This is a genomic window from Riemerella anatipestifer (assembly GCF_009670965.2).
Classification (GTDB): Bacteria; Bacteroidota; Bacteroidia; order Flavobacteriales; family Weeksellaceae; genus Riemerella; species Riemerella anatipestifer_B.
In genome coordinates this window covers 434,837-452,465 of record NZ_CP073239.1, presented here as the reverse complement: position 1 = coordinate 452,465, position 17,629 = coordinate 434,837, and the positions used below count along the sequence as shown (strand labels likewise).

At 35.4% G+C, this 17,629-nt stretch carries 19 protein-coding genes; 13 read left to right on the top strand and 6 right to left on the bottom strand.

The genetic code is table 11. The features are described 5' to 3' along the window. Positions 1–151: 151 nt before the first annotated feature. From D1J36_RS02105 to D1J36_RS02095, 3 genes are all read left to right on the top strand, one after another. On the top strand, positions 152–1,063 hold the full coding sequence (locus D1J36_RS02105) for a hypothetical protein (protein ID WP_252339410.1): 912 nt from the start codon (positions 152–154) through the stop codon (positions 1,061–1,063). 42 nt (positions 1,064–1,105) lie between these two features. Further along, positions 1,106–2,983 (top strand): hypothetical protein, encoded by a 1,878-nt coding sequence (locus D1J36_RS02100; protein ID WP_154137263.1) that lies wholly within the window; start codon positions 1,106–1,108, stop codon positions 2,981–2,983. Between the two features lie 93 nt (positions 2,984–3,076). Further along, complete coding sequence (locus D1J36_RS02095) at positions 3,077–3,796, top strand: DNA-binding domain-containing protein (protein WP_154137262.1); 720 nt, start codon at positions 3,077–3,079, stop codon at positions 3,794–3,796. Between the two features lie 162 nt (positions 3,797–3,958). On the opposite strand, the gene D1J36_RS02090 is transcribed toward D1J36_RS02095, so the two are convergent. The 5 genes from D1J36_RS02090 to D1J36_RS02070 all read right to left on the bottom strand — a co-directional run bounded on the left by D1J36_RS02090 (position 3,959) and on the right by D1J36_RS02070 (position 7,397). After that, entirely contained in the window at positions 3,959–4,255 is a 297-nt protein-coding gene (locus tag D1J36_RS02090) for a cupin domain-containing protein (RefSeq protein ID WP_154137261.1), read from the bottom strand. Then, positions 4,252–4,665, bottom strand: coding sequence for a rhodanese-like domain-containing protein (locus D1J36_RS02085; RefSeq protein ID WP_154137260.1), 414 nt, complete (start codon positions 4,663–4,665; stop codon positions 4,252–4,254). The genes D1J36_RS02090 and D1J36_RS02085 overlap by 4 nt, the downstream gene beginning before the upstream one ends. A gap of 3 nt (positions 4,666–4,668) precedes the next feature. Continuing rightward, entirely contained in the window at positions 4,669–6,075 is a 1,407-nt protein-coding gene (locus D1J36_RS02080) for an MBL fold metallo-hydrolase (RefSeq protein WP_154137259.1), read from the bottom strand. A gap of 13 nt (positions 6,076–6,088) precedes the next feature. Then, complete coding sequence (locus tag D1J36_RS02075; RefSeq protein ID WP_154137258.1) at positions 6,089–6,883, bottom strand: sulfite exporter TauE/SafE family protein; 795 nt, start codon at positions 6,881–6,883, stop codon at positions 6,089–6,091. Positions 6,884–6,953: 70 nt separating this feature from the next. Further along, positions 6,954–7,397: a hypothetical protein gene (locus D1J36_RS02070; RefSeq protein WP_185147733.1), complete on the bottom strand. Its 444-nt coding sequence runs from the start codon at positions 7,395–7,397 to the stop codon at positions 6,954–6,956. A gap of 145 nt (positions 7,398–7,542) precedes the next feature. On the opposite strand from D1J36_RS02070, the gene D1J36_RS02065 reads away from it, so the two are divergent. From D1J36_RS02065 to D1J36_RS02045, 5 genes are all read left to right on the top strand, one after another. Beyond that, positions 7,543–9,093: a helicase HerA-like domain-containing protein gene (locus D1J36_RS02065; RefSeq protein ID WP_154137256.1), complete on the top strand. Its 1,551-nt coding sequence runs from the start codon at positions 7,543–7,545 to the stop codon at positions 9,091–9,093. Positions 9,094–9,245: 152 nt separating this feature from the next. Next, complete coding sequence (locus D1J36_RS02060; protein WP_154137255.1) at positions 9,246–10,469, top strand: 3'-5' exonuclease; 1,224 nt, start codon at positions 9,246–9,248, stop codon at positions 10,467–10,469. A gap of 44 nt (positions 10,470–10,513) precedes the next feature. Beyond that, positions 10,514–12,163, top strand: a complete 1,650-nt coding sequence (locus D1J36_RS02055) for a DNA repair protein RecN (RefSeq protein ID WP_154137254.1) — start codon at positions 10,514–10,516, stop codon at positions 12,161–12,163. Positions 12,164–12,241: 78 nt separating this feature from the next. Further along, positions 12,242–13,105, top strand: a complete 864-nt coding sequence (locus tag D1J36_RS02050; protein WP_154137253.1) for a GLPGLI family protein — start codon at positions 12,242–12,244, stop codon at positions 13,103–13,105. Positions 13,106–13,221: 116 nt separating this feature from the next. Further along, a complete protein-coding gene (locus D1J36_RS02045; RefSeq protein WP_154137252.1) occupies positions 13,222–13,785 on the top strand; it encodes a DUF3575 domain-containing protein in 564 nt (187 codons plus the stop codon). A gap of 65 nt (positions 13,786–13,850) precedes the next feature. Here the strand turns inward: D1J36_RS02045 and D1J36_RS02040 are convergent, their stop codons facing one another. Next, positions 13,851–14,534 carry a zinc metallopeptidase gene (locus tag D1J36_RS02040; RefSeq protein WP_154137251.1) on the bottom strand — a complete coding sequence of 228 codons (684 nt, stop codon included), beginning with the start codon at positions 14,532–14,534 and terminating at the stop codon, positions 13,851–13,853. A gap of 82 nt (positions 14,535–14,616) precedes the next feature. Here D1J36_RS02040 and D1J36_RS02035 point away from each other — a divergent pair, with 82 nt between their 5' ends. The 5 genes from D1J36_RS02035 (at position 14,617) to D1J36_RS02015 (ending at position 17,595) form a co-directional block, all read left to right on the top strand. Further along, positions 14,617–15,741: a GNAT family N-acetyltransferase gene (locus D1J36_RS02035; RefSeq protein ID WP_154137250.1), complete on the top strand. Its 1,125-nt coding sequence runs from the start codon at positions 14,617–14,619 to the stop codon at positions 15,739–15,741. Positions 15,742–15,751: 10 nt separating this feature from the next. After that, the gene (locus D1J36_RS02030; protein ID WP_154137249.1) at positions 15,752–15,931 is read left to right on the top strand and encodes a hypothetical protein; all 180 of its coding nucleotides are present in this window, start codon (positions 15,752–15,754) and stop codon (positions 15,929–15,931) included. A 123-nt stretch (positions 15,932–16,054) separates the two neighbouring features. Then, positions 16,055–16,420 carry an NADH-quinone oxidoreductase subunit A gene (locus D1J36_RS02025; protein ID WP_004918335.1) on the top strand — a complete coding sequence of 122 codons (366 nt, stop codon included), beginning with the start codon at positions 16,055–16,057 and terminating at the stop codon, positions 16,418–16,420. Between the two features lie 43 nt (positions 16,421–16,463). Beyond that, positions 16,464–17,018, top strand: a complete 555-nt coding sequence (locus D1J36_RS02020) for an NADH-quinone oxidoreductase subunit B (RefSeq protein ID WP_154137248.1) — start codon at positions 16,464–16,466, stop codon at positions 17,016–17,018. Positions 17,019–17,100: 82 nt separating this feature from the next. Next, entirely contained in the window at positions 17,101–17,595 is a 495-nt protein-coding gene (locus D1J36_RS02015; protein WP_154137247.1) for an NADH-quinone oxidoreductase subunit C, read from the top strand. The last annotated feature ends 34 nt before the right edge of the window (positions 17,596–17,629 follow it).

The window sequence follows — 17,629 nt, the reverse complement described above, 5'->3', positions numbered from 1 at the left end:
GGCGTTTTTTTAGGTTAGAGGTGAGATATGAGAGTTTAGAACTTAGTATGGCTTCATCAACCCTTAAGCCCAACATCCAACCTCTAAAATATAATATCCAATATCTAACATCTATAAACTTTAAATATCAACAATTTTAAAATCAAATTTTATGACAACAAAAACGACAAAATTGAGTGTGTTTGCCTTTTTAGGTTTAGGACTAGTAGTTTACGGTCAAGACTACAGCGGTAAGGTAGGGATTAATTATGATAAACCTAGTGCTACTTTAGAAATTAAAGGTAAATCTACTAATGCTGCTACAACTTTAGAAGGACTTATTATCCCTAATGTGAGTAAAAATAAGGCTTATCTAATGACGACTAATGCAGATATGTCTCTTAAGGAGTCTACACTTATCTATGTAAATGATATTTCAGACTATACAGGTTCTGATGCTAAAGTAGCGGACATTACAGAAAAGGGCTATTACTACTGGAGCGGTACAAAGTGGGTAAAGAATGGAGGAGGTTCTTCTGTAGGGGCTACTAACGGTCTTACTTTAGCTTCTAGTAATGTTAAGCTAGGAGGTGCACTTACGGAAGCGACAACTATTAACCAAAACAACAATGCTCTGACTTTTACTACAGGAACTACAGGAAAACTAAATGTAAACGGTAATTTATATCTTCAAAGTAGGGTATATGTAGTACCTAATAACCAACAAGACGCTACGAATCCAGCGACACAGACTCAGGGAGTTAATGGTTTGTATAATGTTGCGAAAGCAGGAGCTAACCTTAGAAACCATGATGGTGCAGATGCTATAACTTACTCAGAGTACGATTATATGATTGTTTTGACTAACGATGGAGTAAGTGGTAAGATAGAATTGCCTAGTGCTTCTGCTAACCCAGGTAGAATTATTTATCTCATCAATGGAACTCCTATTGGATTAGCTTTCTCTGGAGTAAATTTAGATGGTACAAGTGATAAGTATCCATATAATTTCGGAACATTAGCTAATCGTTCAGGAGTCGCTTTTGTAAGTACAGGTAAAACATGGTATCCTATCGGAAGATAATTTCCATATTTAAAATCACAACTAACTTAAAATAATACTAAAATGAATTTAAAATATATATCCGTTTTATGTTTTTTGGCTGGAGCCACAGCTTATGGTCAAGTAAAAACTAACCAACCTACAACAATAGATCCTAAATCTAATACTTTTTTAGATGCTTCAGAGAATACAGAAAGTCAATTACCAAGTATAGGTAAAGGGTTATTATTTCCTCAGACTGACCTTTCTACCTTTAAACTAGATGTTAATGCTGCTGATGGGATTAACTATCCTACTTATTTTGATGGTATGATAGTGTATAATACTAAAGAGGGAGGTAAGACTTCAGACACTAACATACAGGTAACGGATAATCTACAAAAAGGGTTCTACTATTTCTCTAATCCTACAGGCAAAACCATTGGTAATATTACTAATGGTAAATGGGTAAGACTAAGTGATACCCAAGCTAACGACCAACTTTGGGCTCAAAGAACCAATAACAATATTGTAGAAACTTATCTAAAACCTGCAGCTGATGATCAAAACAAATTTTATTATTCAGATAATGGTTTGCATTTAAATTTTGGAAATGTGGATGCAGTTAAAGAATCTCTTTTTGAAGATGGAGAATTTGTTGGGTTTGATGAAAAATCTATTCCTAATTCCACAGCAATCAGTTCTAATCGTTTTCCTAATAATTCTTTAGGTGGTAAACCTGGTAGTAGAGGTCTTTTCTATTTTAATCAAAAATTATCCACTATTAATAATGAGCATCCTTCGTTAGGTGAGGCTGTTGGAACAAAGGCATACATAGGAGATGAATCAAGAATAATATCAAGAAATTCTTCGGGAGATATAGGTACTATCATAGCACATATTTCTAGTGCAGGAAACTACACCACAAATAATTTAAAATATTTAGGTGGAAGTACAGTGTATACAGCAGCGGGGTTGGTTGATGGTTCTGTAGCGCCTGTAATGGAGGTTAATGAAGGACTAAGAGTGTATCCGAGAAACTATCAAAATGCGATTTCTAAAGTTATGAAGGGGATATATGCAGAACCTAAGATATTCGGAGGAAAAGTAAATGATATGTATGGAGTAGACTCAATGGTATCAAGCTTAGCTGAGGCAACAAATGGTGCTTGGTCAGCAAATACTTTATATGAAATGATGGGAAATAGAGCTCAATTGATGGTAAGACCTAACACTACAGTTAATAGAGCCTTTGCTAATTATGCTTATTTCAGGGCAAACACAGGTAGTAATGTTTCTGATGAAGCAATAGGAGTAGGAGCCTCAGGAGTTTTCAGTGAAGGAGCTGTTGTTAAAAGTTATGCTGGAGTATCTACTTACGCGTATGCAGATGGAGCAGCAAATGTAGAAAACTTTTATGGGTTTAGATTTTGGCACAAATTGAATGCAGCATTTTCTCCGGTCAAAATGTACGGAATATTCTTAGACAACGTAAATAAAGGTTCAGAATTAAACTACTCGATTTATACCAATGCTGGAAAAATTCATTTTGGAGATAATGTAGGTATAGGGGTAGAAGCTCCAGCAGAAAAATTAGAAGTTGCGGGTAATGTTAAGGCAACAGGCTTTATTGGCTCTAATGCTTCTATCTTCCCAGACTATGTGTTCCAAAAGTATTATACAGGTACTTCTAGCATTAAAGCAGATTATAGCTTTAAAACCCTTAGCCAAGTGGAAGACTTTGTAAAAGCTAATGGGCATTTACCAGGGTACCAATCTGCTGCAGAAATCAAAAAGCAAGGTTATGTAGATATTATGGCAACTCAATTGACGAATGTAGAGAAGATAGAGGAACTTTACTTACACCTTTTAGAAAAAGATAAAGAAGTAAAAGACCTAAAAGCAAAGAATGAAGAGTTAGAGTCTCGTTTACAGAAGTTAGAAGCCTTATTAGTAAAATAGTTTATAACTTTCCCCATTGTGACAGTATCGCAATGGGGCTTTTTTATATCTCAAAACAAAATAAAAGTTTAACCTCAAAAAATTATAAAGCTTATGAATACACTAAAAGCGTGGTTGCGTCCCAACCTATTAACGAAAGACGACCCTAATGATTTTGTAGCCGTGCCACTTCTAGGTGGTAGCCTTGGTATTACAGAAATTGTAGAAGCCCTTAAAAAAGAGGGTATGGAGATAAAAACCGAAACGGCGGTGGATATCATCACCCGTTTTAACCGTAAGGCATCGGAGTTGGTACTCAACGGTTATAGCGTAAATACTGGACTAGTGTATATGCGTCCTGCGATTAAGGGCGTATTTTACGACAAAACTTGGGATAAAGAGAAGCATTCCGTATATGTAAATGTAAACCAAGGCACCGACCTAAGAAAAGCCGCCAACGATACCAAAGTAGAAATCCTAGGCGAACAATCTAGCCCTATGAGTGTGTTCAGCATTACCGACAAAGCCACAGGCAAAGCAGACGGCACCCTTACCAAAGGTAAGAACGCCGAAATCAAAGGCACTTACATTAAAATAGACGGCGATAATCCTAAAAATGGCATTGTATTTAAAAATCTAGACACTCAACAAGAAGTGAAACTCTCAGCAGAGCATATTGTTCTTAACGAGCCGTCAAGGGTGCTTATTCTTGTGCCTTCGGATTTAGAAGCAGGGAATTATGAGGTAAGTCTTACAACACAATTTTCTAAAGGTAATACCTTACTTAAAGAGCCTAGGACAGAAATTTTATCTGCTCCTATTGTTATTGGGTAGTTGGGGTAGTTCGTTTTTATAACCACAACTGTCGGTTCTCAAATTTTGAGAACCGACAGTTATTTTTTACGCCGCTTCGTTGTCTTACCGTACAACGGTATGTCGTCTTAGGCTACGCTGGTGTGTTGTATGGTAAGGCAACGAAGTGGCGTCAGTAAAGAGTTAAAGTTCTTGGGTTACCATAAAAAGATTTTCGTCTGATACTCCTACGACTTCGTGAGAGATATTCACAGGGATTTCGTATGTGTCCCACGCTTTAAAGTGGTGTGTTTTACCTTCAATCTCAAAATTGATATTGCCTTTTAGCACTACCAATGTAGCAGGGACAGGAGTGATGTGTTTTTTCAATACGGCATCTTTTCCTAGTCCTACGGCAAATTGTTTGAGGGTATCCGACTTTTTAATAATGACCACAGAGGGTTTATTATTACTATATACGATGTTTTCTATAATATTCATTTGGTTTCTTTTTGAAGTGCTTTTACTTCGTTCCAAGTCCCAGCGTTATATACTTTTTTAAAGCCGTGTTTCTCTAGAATAGTCTTAGCTTCTTCGGAGCGTCTTCCAGAGCGACAGAAAAGTACAATATCCTGCGAAGAATTTAGTTTATCTAAATGATTTTCTAATTGGTCTAAAGGTATGTTGATGGCTCCATTAGCACTGCCTTCTGCAAATTCTTCTGGAGTTCTTACATCCACTAAAATACTATTGGGAGCATTTATAATTTTCGAGAGATTTGCTTCGTTAGTACTTTTTGTATCGGCTGCACACCAGATAATTCCAGTATCTTTGGCTTTGCCAGTTGTTTGGCAGGAGGTAAGCCCTAGAACTAAACCTCCGCCAAGTATCATTTGGTGTATGACTTTCATAATCTAGAACTTAACTTTAGATTGACATACAAAATCAGTGGTAGGCACAGAGGTCTCCTTAATTTTAGCAAAACCACCATCTACTTCTGTAAAGTTTCGGATACCTCTAGAATTGAGTATACTAGAGGCTATCATGCTACGGTAACCACCTGCACAATGGATGTAGAAATGTGTGTCGCCTAGTTCTTTTGCCCAATCGTTAATTTCCATAAGCGGACGGTTAAGGGCATCTTCTACATGCTCAGCAGAGTATTCTCCTATATTTCTTACATCTACCACTTTTGCATCTTTATGGTATTCATTCGCAAAGGTTTCGGCAGAAATTCTTTTAACGGTATCTATTTCTTTACCTGAATTTTTCCACGAGTCAAAACCCCCTTTGAGGTAGCCCACTACATTATCAAACCCTACACGAGCAAGTCTAGTAATGGCTTCTTCTACGGTACCTTCCTCACAGACTAGTAGCAGAGGTTGTTTGACATCTACAATCATCGCACCTACCCAAGGGGCAAAACTGCCTTTAAGACCAATATTGATGGAGTTAGGTATAAAACCTTGGTGGAAATCAGCCGCATTTCTAGTGTCAAGGATTAAAGCTCCTGTATTCTCTGCCACGGTTTCAAAATCTTCTACGGATAGAGCCTCTTTACCGTTTTTTAAAACTTCATCAAAGCTGGTGTAGCCTCCTTTGTTCATAGCCACATTCATTCCGAAGTATTGCGGTGGAGCGGTAAGTCCGTCCAAAACAGCCTCTATAAAAGCCTCTTTGCTAGGCTGGTTGAGGGCATAGTTCATTTTCTTTTGGTTGCCAAGACTATCCACGGTTTCCTTCATCATATTTTTGCCACAAGCAGAACCTGCTCCGTGTGCTGGATATACGGTAACCTCATCTGGTAGGGGAAGTATTTTGTTATAAAGGCTTTCGTACAATAGTCCCGCTAACTCTTCTTGAGTAAGATTAGTGGCTTTTTGTGCCAAGTCAGGACGCCCTACATCACCTAAAAATAGTGTGTCACCACTAAACAATGCGGTTTCTTTTCCGTTTTCATCAAGGAGTAGAAAACACGCACTTTCCATCGTATGTCCTGGAGTGTGTAGCACTTTTATTTTAACATTTCCTAACTCAAAAATTTGATTGTCCTCCGCAATAATGGCTTCAAAGCTAGGTTTTGCAGTAGGTCCGTAGATAATAGGAGCTCCTGTTTTTTTACTCAAATCTAAATGTCCTGATACAAAATCAGCATGGAAGTGAGTTTCAAAGATGTATTTTAGGGTAACACCATCTTTCTCTAAACGCTCTAAGTAAGGTTGTACTTCACGCAGTGGGTCTATAATGGCTGCTTCGCCGTTAGAAGTAATGTAGTAAGCTCCTTGTGCAAGGCAACCTGTGTATATTTGTTCTATTTTCATAATGATACTATTTTTATTTCAAAATTAATTCTTTAATTAGGATATAAACTCCCATACCTAACACAAACCAACCAAAAGCAGGTTTGAGTTTTTTACCATCTACTCTTTTAGATAAAGCCAAACCCAATAAAACTCCTAGAATAGATAGCCCTGTAAAAGATAAGAGAAATTGCCAGTCTATGGCAACTTTGTCTAAAGAGCTTATAAAACCTATGGTACTACTAAGGGTAATAATCAGTAGCGAGGTACCAATAGCTTCCTTCATTTTTAACCCTAAAATCATTACTAAAGCAGGGATGATAAGAAATCCTCCACCAGCACCTACTAGTCCTGTAATAATGCCCACCAATAGTCCTTGAGAAATAAGCATCATATTTCTAGCAGGAGAAGCTGTTAGAGTATGAGGTTCAGCTTTACTCCCTACAATCATTTTGTAGGAAGCCAAAAGCATTAGTGAGGCAAATAAAATGAGAAGGAACATATCTTTAGTAAGACAAATGCCCCAACGGTTGATGATGTATTCGGGTAGATGTGGCACAACCACTCTCCTAGAGAAAAGCACTCCTAAGACGGAAGGGATACCAAATAGTAAAGCAGTATTGAGGTGTATTTGTTTCTCTTTAAAATGTCCCAAAGAGCCTACCAACCCATTACAAGCCACTACAAATAAAGAGAGTGTGGTTGAGGTAACGGCATCTAACCCAAAAAGGTAAGCAAAAACAGGTACGCTTAAAATACTCCCACCGCCACCCATAAGACCGAGTACCAAACCAATGATGACAGCAAAAAAATAACCTAGTAGCTCCATAATTTTCTACAAAGGTAAGACTTCCACTCCACAAGTTATGAAACTTGGGTTACAGAAGTCCATTTTTGGATTAGGCTATTTCCATAATTTCAATTTGATGAGAGCCAAAATTAACCTTATCGCCAACTTTAGTGTCTTTTATTTTTGAATAAATAGGAGCCTCTTCAGAAATACAAATTACATCTTTTCCTTCGTATTTGAATGGTGGCACTGAAATCCCAATAAAAATATAACTTTTGTCGGTTTTAATAAGGCAACCACTTTCAATACTTGTATGGTGTTCTTGAGCGGAATTTTCTATGAATGCTAAATGATTTTTTGCTGTATTTGCCATCTGTTCAAACCTAAGCTGCATATCTTTAGCCTCTGTTTGATGTGAAAAGTCTTCAGGGTCGTGGGTAGCATCTTCATCTATGTCAGACTCTATACGGTAGCGCTCTACAGATTTTTGTAAGTTATCCACTATCTTTTGTTGCTCGTTAGCAATAGCTTTTAAAATGATTTCTTTTTCCATAAGGATTATATCTTTTATAGAGTAACAAATATAAGCAAAATCTACCATATTTAGGACTGGTTTGTCCTAGATGAGATTATTTAAGATAGATAAAAGAGCTATTATTCAGTTTTATTTCTTAATTTTATCCATCAAAAAATGTAAAATGGCAGACAAAACTAAATTTATAGAAGAACTAAGCAGTAGATATAGTTCCAAAGGAGATAGTATTATCTTAGGGAAGGGAATGCTAGATGGAGAGGTAATAAAAGAGGTAGATGTAAAACTTCCGTTAAAAACCTTAAACCGTCATGGTCTTATAGCTGGGGCTACAGGGACAGGAAAAACTAAGACTATACAGGTCTTTGTAGAGCAACTTTCTCATGCAGGGATACCGTCTTTAGTAATGGATATTAAAGGTGATTTTTCAGGAATAGCAGAGGCAGGGGAAGAAAATAACATCATTAAAGAACGCTATGCTAAAACAGAGTTGCCGTATAAAGCTCAGCCTTTTCCGGTAGAGTTAATGACGATTTCTGGGGCTAAAGGTGTTCAGTTAAGAGCTACGGTTACAGAATTTGGACCGGTGCTACTTAGTAAAATATTGGGGCTTAATGATACCCAAAGTAGCATTATGTCGATAGTTTTTAAATATTGTGATGATAAAGGCTTACCTCTAATTGATTTAGAAGATATTAAAAAAGTATTGCAGTATGTAACTACGGACGATAATGGTAAGAAAGAAATAGCAGAAAACTACGGCTCTATTGCACCAGCATCGTTAGGGGCTATTTTGAGGTCTATTGTAGCTTTAGAACAAGAGGGAGCAACAGCGTTCTTTGGTGAGCCGAGCTTTGAGGTTAATGATTTACTACAAACTAGAGAAGGGAAAGGTGTGGTAAATATTATGCGTGTAGATGACATTCAGAATAAACCAAACTTATTTTCTACCTTCATGCTGTCTTTGTTTGCCGAAATTTATCTTACTTTCCCAGAAGAAGGCGATAGTGGAAAACCCAAATTGGTGCTTTTTATAGATGAAGCTCACTTAATTTTTAAAGAAGCCTCCAAAACCTTGCTTTCACAGATAGAAACTATGGTGAAACTTATCCGTTCTAAAGGAGTTGGTATTTATTTTATTACTCAAATACCTGGAGATGTGCCAGAGAATGTTTTAAGTCAGTTAGGTCTTAAGATTCAGCATGCATTGAGAGGATTTACAGCTAAAGATAGAAAAGAAATAGAAAAAGCCATACAAAACTATCCTGTTACAGAGTATTATAAAGCAGAAGAACTCATCCAAAATTTAGGAATAGGAGAGGCGTTTGTAACGGCATTAGATGAAAAAGGTATCCCAACACCTTTGGTGCAGACTTACCTTATTTCACCAGAAAGTAGAATGGGAGTATTAACGGCTACCGAGATAGATAATCTAACGGCAGGGTCGGCTTTAGTTAAGAAATATCAGAATAGTATAGATAAAGAAAGTGCTTACGAGATTTTATCTAAAAGAATGGTTCCTGTAGCCGAGGGAAGTCAGGCGTCTCAAGAAACACCTAAAACAACTGTGACTAAAGAACAAGAAGAACCTAGTATATTTGATACTGTATTGAAAAGTCCTATGGCTAAAACCTTTGGTACAACTCTAATGAGAGAAGGAGCTAAAGCCATACTAGGTATGCTTGGATTAAAATCCACTTCTAGGAGAAGGTACTAAAAGTTAATATTATAACTTGTAAAGCTGAATGATTCAGATTTAATCTGAATCATTTTTTGTGGATTAAGCGGTGGTTAAATTTGCATTTAATGAAAAATATCCGCAAGTTTGCACCCTTTGATATTGTGAGAATGTTTTATTTTAAAAACTAAATGTATTCGGTAATAGACATAGAGAGTAATGGTGGTGCATTCCGAGAGGAGTGCATTATAGAGGTCGCTATCTATCGTTATGATGGGCATAAAATAGTAGACCAATTTATCTCTATGGTAAATCCAGAAGCCGATATTTCTCATTTTGTGCAAAAACTGACGGGTATTACACCTAAAATGGTTAAAACTGCTCCTAAATTCCACGAAATTGCTAAAAGAATTATAGAAATTACGGAGGGGAGCACCTTAGTAGGACATAATGTAGATTTTGATTATAGAATGTTGAGGCAGTCTTTTAAGAGGTTGGGCTATCATTTCAGTATAGAAACATTAGACACCATACCTTTAGCCAAAAAACTTATTCCTAATGAAGAAAGTTATTCTTTGGGGAAATTGGTAAAATCTTTAGGAATACCTTTAGCAGAGCATCACAGGGCAAGTAGTGATGCTAGAGCAACGCTAGACCTTTTTAAACTGCTAATGACTAAGGATAAAGATAACGAGATTATTCAATCCCATTTTGAGGAAGCTAATGCAAAAACCTACCTCAATAAAGTTAAAACACTTACCCAAGATTTACCAGCAGAACGAGGGATTATTTATTTTCAAGATGCTGGAGGTAAGGTCATTTTAGCTGAAGCTACAGATGGTATTTACAAGTTTGCGAAGAAGGTATTTAATGCTAAATCGAAAAAGTGGCAAAAAATACAAAACGAAGTAGAACAGATTTCCTATGAACTAGTGGCGTCAGAGTTGTTTGCAAAGCTGATTATGAACACTAAAGGTCTTGCCAAAAAGATACATTTGCCGTACGGACTTTTTTTTGAAAATGATGAATGGTTAGTCAAACGAGTGCGTAGAGATATATCATTGTCGCCTATGATTAAATTTAAAACCCATTCGCAGGGGAGAAAAGTGCTTAATTTTATTAAAAATCACGAAGTTTTAAACCACAAAGAAGCTCTTGAACAGTTTTTAAGTTTTAAAGATAAAAATATCCTTCTTACAGGACAGGGCAGGACGAGAGGCGAAAAATCGTTTTTGTTGATAGAAAAAGGACAAGTGTCGGGCTATGGATTTTATGATTGGTATCATCAGATAAGCACTTACGATAAACTTTCGAAGTTAAAAATAAAAGTAGATAAAGTTTCTTCTGATTTGAAAAACGAAATAAAGTTAGCCTTGCTCAGAAATGAGTTTAAAATACAGGAGATTCCTAGTTAATATTTTCTTTTAGAGCTGAAAGTTAAATTCGTATTTTTGTACCTATGCTAAATAAAATTTACATACAAAATTTTGCCCTTATAGATAAATTGAGTTTAAATCTTAATAAGGGTTTGCAGGTCATTACAGGAGAAACGGGAGCTGGTAAATCTATTATTTTAGGAGCTTTAAGGTTGATACTTGGTGAGAGAGCTGACCTTAAAGCGGTGGCAGACGCAGAACAAAAAAGTGTTGTAGAAGCCGAATTTGAAGTTTCTAACGATTTAAAATCCTTTTTTGATGAAAATGATTTGGACTTTGAAAATCCCACCATCATCAGACGAGAGATTCTCCCAAGTGGCAAATCTAGGGCTTTTGTGAACGATGTTCCCGTAACATTAGATGTTCTTAAAAATTTGTCATCTAGGTTGGTAGATATACATTCGCAGTTTGAAACTTCGTTATTATTTACGGAGGCTTATCAGTTTAAGATTATAGATGGCATTGCACAAAATCAGTCTATTTTAGCAGAATATCAAAAGACTTTTTCGGCTTATCAGAATTTAAAGAAGGATTTAGAAGAAGCTCAAAATCAGTTATCAGAAGGACTTAAAGAGAGAGATTATAAGTCTTTTCTACTCCAAGAGTTAGAAGAATTAGCGTTAGATAAGATAGATTTTGAAGAGATTAAAAATCAATTAAATACGCAAGAAAATGCGGAGTTTATATCGGGGAATTTAGCTGCGGTGATTTCTCGTTTTCATCAAGAGGAGATTGGGGTATTAGATGCTTTGGCGGACGCTAAAACGAAACTGTATAGAGTATCGGAGGCTTCCTCTCAGTTTGATGAGGTTAGTCAGCGTTTAGATTCTGTATTTGAGGAGTTTAAAGATATTGTAAGCGAAGTAGAAAATCGGGCAGAAAAAATAGAAATGAATCCACATTTACTGTCTGAACTTACAACGATAGTTAATAAAATCAACACACTATTTGTAAAGCACCAAGTAGATACGGTGGAAGATTTGTTGGCTATTAAAAATAAACTGTCCGAAGAGCAAAACAGCTTTGATACATTAGAGCAGAGGATAGATGATATTACTAAAAAATTGGAACAATCTTTAGCTCATCTAGAAACTTTGTCAAAAGAATTGTCTTCAACTAGAGTTAATGCCAGTCTTGTGTTTAAAGATAAAATAGAGCAGCTACTGAAACAGTTAGGTCTAGAGAAAGCAAAAATAGAAGTTAGTTTTTCGGAGGTAGAAACATTTAATTCCTTTGGGAAAGAGAGCATCAATATCTTATTTCAAGCCAATACAGGGTTTCCGCTTAAACCTATACAGTCCGCAATTTCTGGCGGAGAGCGTTCTAGAGTGATGCTGAGTGTTAAAAAAATAATGGCGGAAACGACAGCTTTACCAACTTTAATTCTTGACGAAATAGATACTGGTGTTTCTGGAAGGGTGGCAGAAGAAATAGGAAAGGTGATGAAAGAAATGGCTAAAGATATGCAACTGATAGTGATTACTCATTTGGCACAGGTGGCGGCTAAAGGACATCATAATTACAAAGTGGTTAAAAGCGAGGTGGAAGGCAGAACGCAGTCTAGAATTATCTCGTTATCAGAAGATGAAAAACTACACGAGATAGCCCAAATCTTGTCAGGAGCAAAGGTTACAGATGCTGCTCTAGAACAGGCTAGAGAATTAATGAAATAAGAAGAGGAGTTTTGGTGAAATTGTATTGTAACAAATCTGATGATTTTACTACTTATTGTTTAGAATAAAATTTTAATTATGAAAAAAATAAATCTTTTAGTATTACTTCTTTTAGCGGGATTATTTTCTGCACAGGAAGTTAATCGTTTCTTTTATGAAATGACTTTTAAGCCAAGCAAAGATTCTGCTAACAAGGTGGAAAAAGAGCTTACGGTATTAGATGTGTGGAAAGATAAATCGGTTTATAGAGATTATATGGCGGTTTCTCAAGATTCGCTGATGAAGGCTTTTATGGAACAAGTTAAGAAAACAGGTAATATGTTTGACCAAGAAAAATTTGGATTAAAACAAGGTAAATTTACTTATTCCATAGTAAAGCCTTACCCAATTAAAGAGGTGGCTTATGAAGACTTTATTTTGGAAAAAAAGTTTGTATATAAAGAGCCTGTAAAGCTAGATTGGAAAATAGAAACAGAAAAAGCAACCATAGAAAATTACTCTACACAAAAAGCAACCGCTTCTTTCGGTGGAAGAAATTGGATAGCTTGGTTTACTACAGATATTCCTTTTGCTGATGGACCGTATAAATTTTATGGTTTACCGGGGCTTATTGTTAAAATAAAAGATACCCAAAACCATTATCAGTGGGTGCTTAAAGGAAATGAGAAACTTTCTGAAGAAAAAGCAACGCCATACTCTGAAAAAATGATGAAAGAATTTGGTATGGGGAATGGTATTGAGGTAACTCGCGAGAAGTTTGATAAAGCTTATCAAGCCTATAAACAAGACCCTTTTGCTTCTATCAAAACACATTTTAATAATCCGGCAATGAAAGAGTATAAACTTCCAGATGGTTCTTATTTTGTAGATAAAATAAAAGAAGCAGAAGTGAAACTGAAAAAGTTTTTAAACGAAAATAATAATCCTATTGAACTAAAATAGGCTTTTGCTAAGAAAGTAAAATTAGAAGAGCAGTACATATAGTTTATTTGTACTGCTTTTTTGTGGGATGTAGAATGTATGAAATTTATTAAATTTGCTCCATAAAAATTAGACCTATGAAAAAAATATTTATGTTTTTGAGTTTTATCTGCTTTGCTTGTTTTGTTCAGGCTCAGACGGATTCGTTAAGTACTAAACCTAAGCCAATCACTTCTATTAGGAGTAATGATGTTATGATTAGTCCTTTTCCTTTAATAGCTGGAGGAGCTATAAATGTTTCTTATGAGAGACTTATTGATGATAGTTCTGGTGTTGGTTTAGATATTATTTTAGGTTTAGGAGACATATCTGGTAATAGTCAATTTTCTCCTTATTACAGAAGATATTTTGGAAAAAAATATGCTTCAGGATTTTTTATAGAAGGTTTTCTTCCTATAACAACCTCTCGTGATGAGAAAATAGATTATTATTATAGTCCTTATAGCTACTCATTTTATCCTGTATATACAGAATCAACTAATACAACTATAGGTATAGGTTTTGGTATAGGGGGCAAGTGGGTAACGCGTAGTAATATCACTTTTGAAACAAGTATCGGTTTGGCAAGGAGATTTACTAAAGGAGAAATGGTAAGTCCTGTGGCAGGAAAGCTGATGTTAGGTGTAGGATATAGATTTTAGTAGTGTTTGTTAAATACAAATAAAAAAAGCCTCAAAATTTTGAGGCTTTTTTATTTATGATTTTTTTAATCTCTCCTATCCATTAGCATAGAAGCAAAATAAATTAGCTGAGCTAATGAGCCTAACGCTGCAACTACATAAGTTCTAGCAGCCCATTTTAGAGAGTCTTCAGCACCAGCATATTCTTCTGTGGTTACAGTGCCTGTACTCTTTAACCATTTTAAAGCACGATTACTTGCATCGTACTCTACAGGAAGAGTAACAAAGGCGAATAATGTTGTGATGGCAAATAGCACAACACCTATAGCTAATAGGGTTTTGTTGCCACTTGCAGCCATTACTGCAATACCGCCTATAAGAATAAATTGCAATAAGTTAGAACTGATATTAACGATAGGAACTAACTTAGAACGAAGTTGTAACATAGAATACCCTACGGCATGTTGTATGGCGTGTCCACATTCATGGGCGGCAACGGCAGCGGCAGCGGCATTTCTCTGCATATAAACCGCTTCTGACAGATTTACCGTTTTGTTCATAGGATTATAATGGTCTGTAAGTTGCCCAGGAATAGAGACTACTTGAACATCGTGTATGCCATTATCTCTTAACATTTTTTCTGCCACTTCTTTACCAGAAAGTCCGTTACTAAGAATTACTTTAGAGTAGTGATTAAACTTTGATTTTAACCTCGCCGAAACAAGCCAACTTACTAGAGTGATGATTCCTAAAATAATATAATAACCCATAATAATTTAATTTTTAGCCACTATTCAGAAAAAATTATGCCAAACTTTTATGTTATATTTGCTGTGAAAAAATGACCGAAATATGGCATCTATAGTAGTAAAAAAGGTAACTAACGACAAAGAATTACAGGATTTCATAAAATTCCCAAACAAGCTTTATAGAGAAAATCCTAACTATGTGCCACCACTTAACAATGATGAAAAGAATATTTGGAATGCCAAAGAAAACCCAGCATTGTCTTACTCTGACGCAGAACAATATTTAGCATATAGAAATGGAGAAGTGGTTGGGCGTATTGCACTTATGGTTAATTATAAGGAAGAAAAGGAGTTAGGTGTTAAAAAGTTGCGTTTTGGGTGGCTGGATTTTATAGATGATATAGAGGTTTCAAAAGTATTGATAGATAAGGCTATAGAAGTAGCTAAATCTAAAAATCTTCCCAAGATTGAAGGTCCAATGGGGTTTACTAATTTGGATAAAGCGGGTATGTTGATAAAAGGGTTTGACAAATTGGCAACTATGATAGGAATATATAATTTTGAATATTATCCCACTCATTTAGAGAAACTTGGACTTAAAAAAGAAAAAGAATGGGTAGAGTTTGAAATTGATTTTCCAGAGCAACTACCAGAAAAAGTAACCAAGTTTAGTGGTCTTATTAAAGAAAAATATAAGCTTAAGGTTCTTAGGTTTAATCATAAAAAAGAAATATTGCCCTTGGTAGAGCCTATGTTTAAACTACTAGATGAAACTTATAAAAACTTGTCTACCTACACGCCGATTTCAGATGAGCAAATAAAGACTTATAAAGAGAAATATTTTGGCTTTATTGATAAAGATTATATTATTTGTATTGCTGATGAACATGATGATTTAATTGCTTTTGCTATCACAATGCCATCTTATTCTAGAGCTTTGCAAAAGGCTAAAGGTAAGTTGTTACCGTTTGGGTGGTGGCATTTTCTACAGGCAAGTAAAAAGAATGATAGAGCTAATTTTTATCTAATAGGCATTCGTCCAGATTATCAGCGTAGAGGGGTTACTTCTATTATCTTTGAAGAAATTTATAAAGTGTTTAAGAAGAAAGGAGTGAGGTTTTTAGAAACCAATCCTGAGCTTGAAGAAAATAAAAATATTCAACTTTTGTGGCAGGATTATAATCCAGTTAATCACAAACGAAGAAGAACTTATTCACTAGACATTTAAAGCATATTCAATGAAAAAACAACTTTATTTCTATGCGATTTTAATTATCGCATTTGTGTTATATAATACCGTTTTTAAATTCGAAGACGGTAGAGTGAATGCTATCGTTAATATTACCTTTGCGAGTGTTCTGTTTTTGTATATTGCTTATATAGCTTGGGTGATATTAAAGAAAATGAAAAACAGATAAAATAGCTATTTAAAATAATTCTAAATTAACTAAATATAAGTTATTTTGCTTTTAAAAAGGAGGTGGCTTTTTTAGTTTTAAGGTTTAATTTCTTAGCTTTGCAGGTCAAGAATTAAAGTTATTATGAGTATTCCAGAAAATTATATTCCAATTTTAATACAAGCTGCTGTAGGCTTGGGGTTTGTGTTGATTTCTTTGGTAGCTTCTCATTATTTGGGGCCTAGGCTTAATGGCGGAGTTAAAGATGATGCCTTTGAGTGTGGGGTAGAGATTGAAGGAGATGCTAGAACGCCATTCTCTGTTAAGTATTTTCTTACAGCTATTTTATTTGTTTTATTTGATATAGAAATAGTTTTTTTCTACCCTTATGCGGTTAATTTTAGAGAGTTTGGGGTGGAAGGCTTTTTAGCTGTTCTTACATTTGTAGCAGTATTTTTTATCGGATTTTTCTATGTTCTTAAAAGAGGAGCTTTAGATTGGGATAAGTAAGAATGTTTAAGTAACTATTATATTTAAAAATTAGAAAAACGAGATGTCTAATAAACCTATTATAAAAACAGATGCACCAGCTCCTTCAGGATATTCAGGAGAGGGGTTCTTTGCAACAAAATTAAGTAGCCTTATAGGAATGGCTCGTTCTTATTCCTTATGGCCACTACCATTTGCAACTTCTTGTTGTGGTATTGAGTTTATGGCAATGGCGATGCCTACTTACGATATGGCAAGATTCGGTGCGGAAAGAATGTCTTTCTCTCCAAGGCAAGCAGATTGTCTTTTGGTTTGCGGAACTATATCTAAAAAATTAGCACCCGTACTTAAGCAAGTTTACTCTCAGATGGCAGAGCCTAAATGGGTGATAGCGGTGGGAGCTTGTGCGAGTAGTGGTGGTATTTTTGATACTTACTCGGTACTACAAGGTATAGATAAAATTATACCTGTAGATGTGTATGTGCCAGGATGTCCGCCTAGACCAGAGCAGATATTAGAAGGGTTTATGCAGGTTCAGGCATTGGCACAGAGTGAAAGCCTTAGAAGAAGAGATATGCCAGAGTATAAGGCATTGTTAGAAAGCTACGGTGTTAAATAAATTGAGATAATTTGAAATTGAGAGCTAGATTATCAAAAAATTAAAAAAGTTAAATCATTGTCAAATTATCATATAAAAAGATATGAACAACGAATTTGTTTTAGAGGCCATAAATAGAGAATTTCCAGAAGCGGTATTGTCAGTTTCTGAGCCTCATGGTCTGTTAACATTAGAGGTAAAAAAAGAAGAGGTAAAAAAACTTATTCATCATCTAAAAGATTCTTCTTTAGAAATAGGTTTTCTTACAGATATATGCGGTATCCATTATCCTCAAGATAAGGCTAAAGAGTTAGGCGTTACCTATCATCTTCATAATATGAAGACTAATTTTAGAGTTCGTCTAAAAGTGTTTATGCCGATAGAAGAAGCAGAGGTAGATACCATTTCAGATTTATATTCAGGAGCTAACTGGATGGAGAGGGAAACTTTTGATTTTTACGGTATTAGATTTAAGGGGCACCCTGATTTAAGAATTATCTTAAACGACCCAGATATGGGTTACCACCCAATGCTTAAACAGTACCGTTTAGAAGATGGTACTAGAGAGGATAAAGATGATAAAATGTTTGGTAGATAGAACTATTGGATATTTTACCCAAAATAAAATGAAT

Excerpts from the sequence above, each read along its gene's own strand:
- D1J36_RS02105 (WP_252339410.1), top strand. The coding sequence starts at position 152 with ATGACAACAAAAACGACAAAATTGAGTGTGTTTGCCTTTTTAGGTTTA.
- D1J36_RS02100 (WP_154137263.1), top strand. The coding sequence starts at position 1,106 with ATGAATTTAAAATATATATCCGTTTTATGTTTTTTGGCTGGAGCCACA.
- D1J36_RS02095 (WP_154137262.1), top strand. The coding sequence starts at position 3,077 with ATGAATACACTAAAAGCGTGGTTGCGTCCCAACCTATTAACGAAAGAC.
- D1J36_RS02090 (WP_154137261.1), bottom strand. The coding sequence starts at position 4,255 with ATGAATATTATAGAAAACATCGTATATAGTAATAATAAACCCTCTGTG.
- D1J36_RS02085 (WP_154137260.1), bottom strand. The coding sequence starts at position 4,665 with ATGAAAGTCATACACCAAATGATACTTGGCGGAGGTTTAGTTCTAGGG.
- D1J36_RS02080 (WP_154137259.1), bottom strand. The coding sequence starts at position 6,075 with ATGAAAATAGAACAAATATACACAGGTTGCCTTGCACAAGGAGCTTAC.
- D1J36_RS02075 (WP_154137258.1), bottom strand. The coding sequence starts at position 6,883 with ATGGAGCTACTAGGTTATTTTTTTGCTGTCATCATTGGTTTGGTACTC.
- D1J36_RS02070 (WP_185147733.1), bottom strand. The coding sequence starts at position 7,397 with ATGGAAAAAGAAATCATTTTAAAAGCTATTGCTAACGAGCAACAAAAG.
- D1J36_RS02065 (WP_154137256.1), top strand. The coding sequence starts at position 7,543 with ATGGCAGACAAAACTAAATTTATAGAAGAACTAAGCAGTAGATATAGT.
- D1J36_RS02060 (WP_154137255.1), top strand. The coding sequence starts at position 9,246 with ATGTATTCGGTAATAGACATAGAGAGTAATGGTGGTGCATTCCGAGAG.
- D1J36_RS02055 (WP_154137254.1), top strand. The coding sequence starts at position 10,514 with ATGCTAAATAAAATTTACATACAAAATTTTGCCCTTATAGATAAATTG.
- D1J36_RS02050 (WP_154137253.1), top strand. The coding sequence starts at position 12,242 with ATGAAAAAAATAAATCTTTTAGTATTACTTCTTTTAGCGGGATTATTT.
- D1J36_RS02045 (WP_154137252.1), top strand. The coding sequence starts at position 13,222 with ATGAAAAAAATATTTATGTTTTTGAGTTTTATCTGCTTTGCTTGTTTT.
- D1J36_RS02040 (WP_154137251.1), bottom strand. The coding sequence starts at position 14,534 with ATGGGTTATTATATTATTTTAGGAATCATCACTCTAGTAAGTTGGCTT.
- D1J36_RS02035 (WP_154137250.1), top strand. The coding sequence starts at position 14,617 with ATGGCATCTATAGTAGTAAAAAAGGTAACTAACGACAAAGAATTACAG.
- D1J36_RS02030 (WP_154137249.1), top strand. The coding sequence starts at position 15,752 with ATGAAAAAACAACTTTATTTCTATGCGATTTTAATTATCGCATTTGTG.
- D1J36_RS02025 (WP_004918335.1), top strand. The coding sequence starts at position 16,055 with ATGAGTATTCCAGAAAATTATATTCCAATTTTAATACAAGCTGCTGTA.
- D1J36_RS02020 (WP_154137248.1), top strand. The coding sequence starts at position 16,464 with ATGTCTAATAAACCTATTATAAAAACAGATGCACCAGCTCCTTCAGGA.
- D1J36_RS02015 (WP_154137247.1), top strand. The coding sequence starts at position 17,101 with ATGAACAACGAATTTGTTTTAGAGGCCATAAATAGAGAATTTCCAGAA.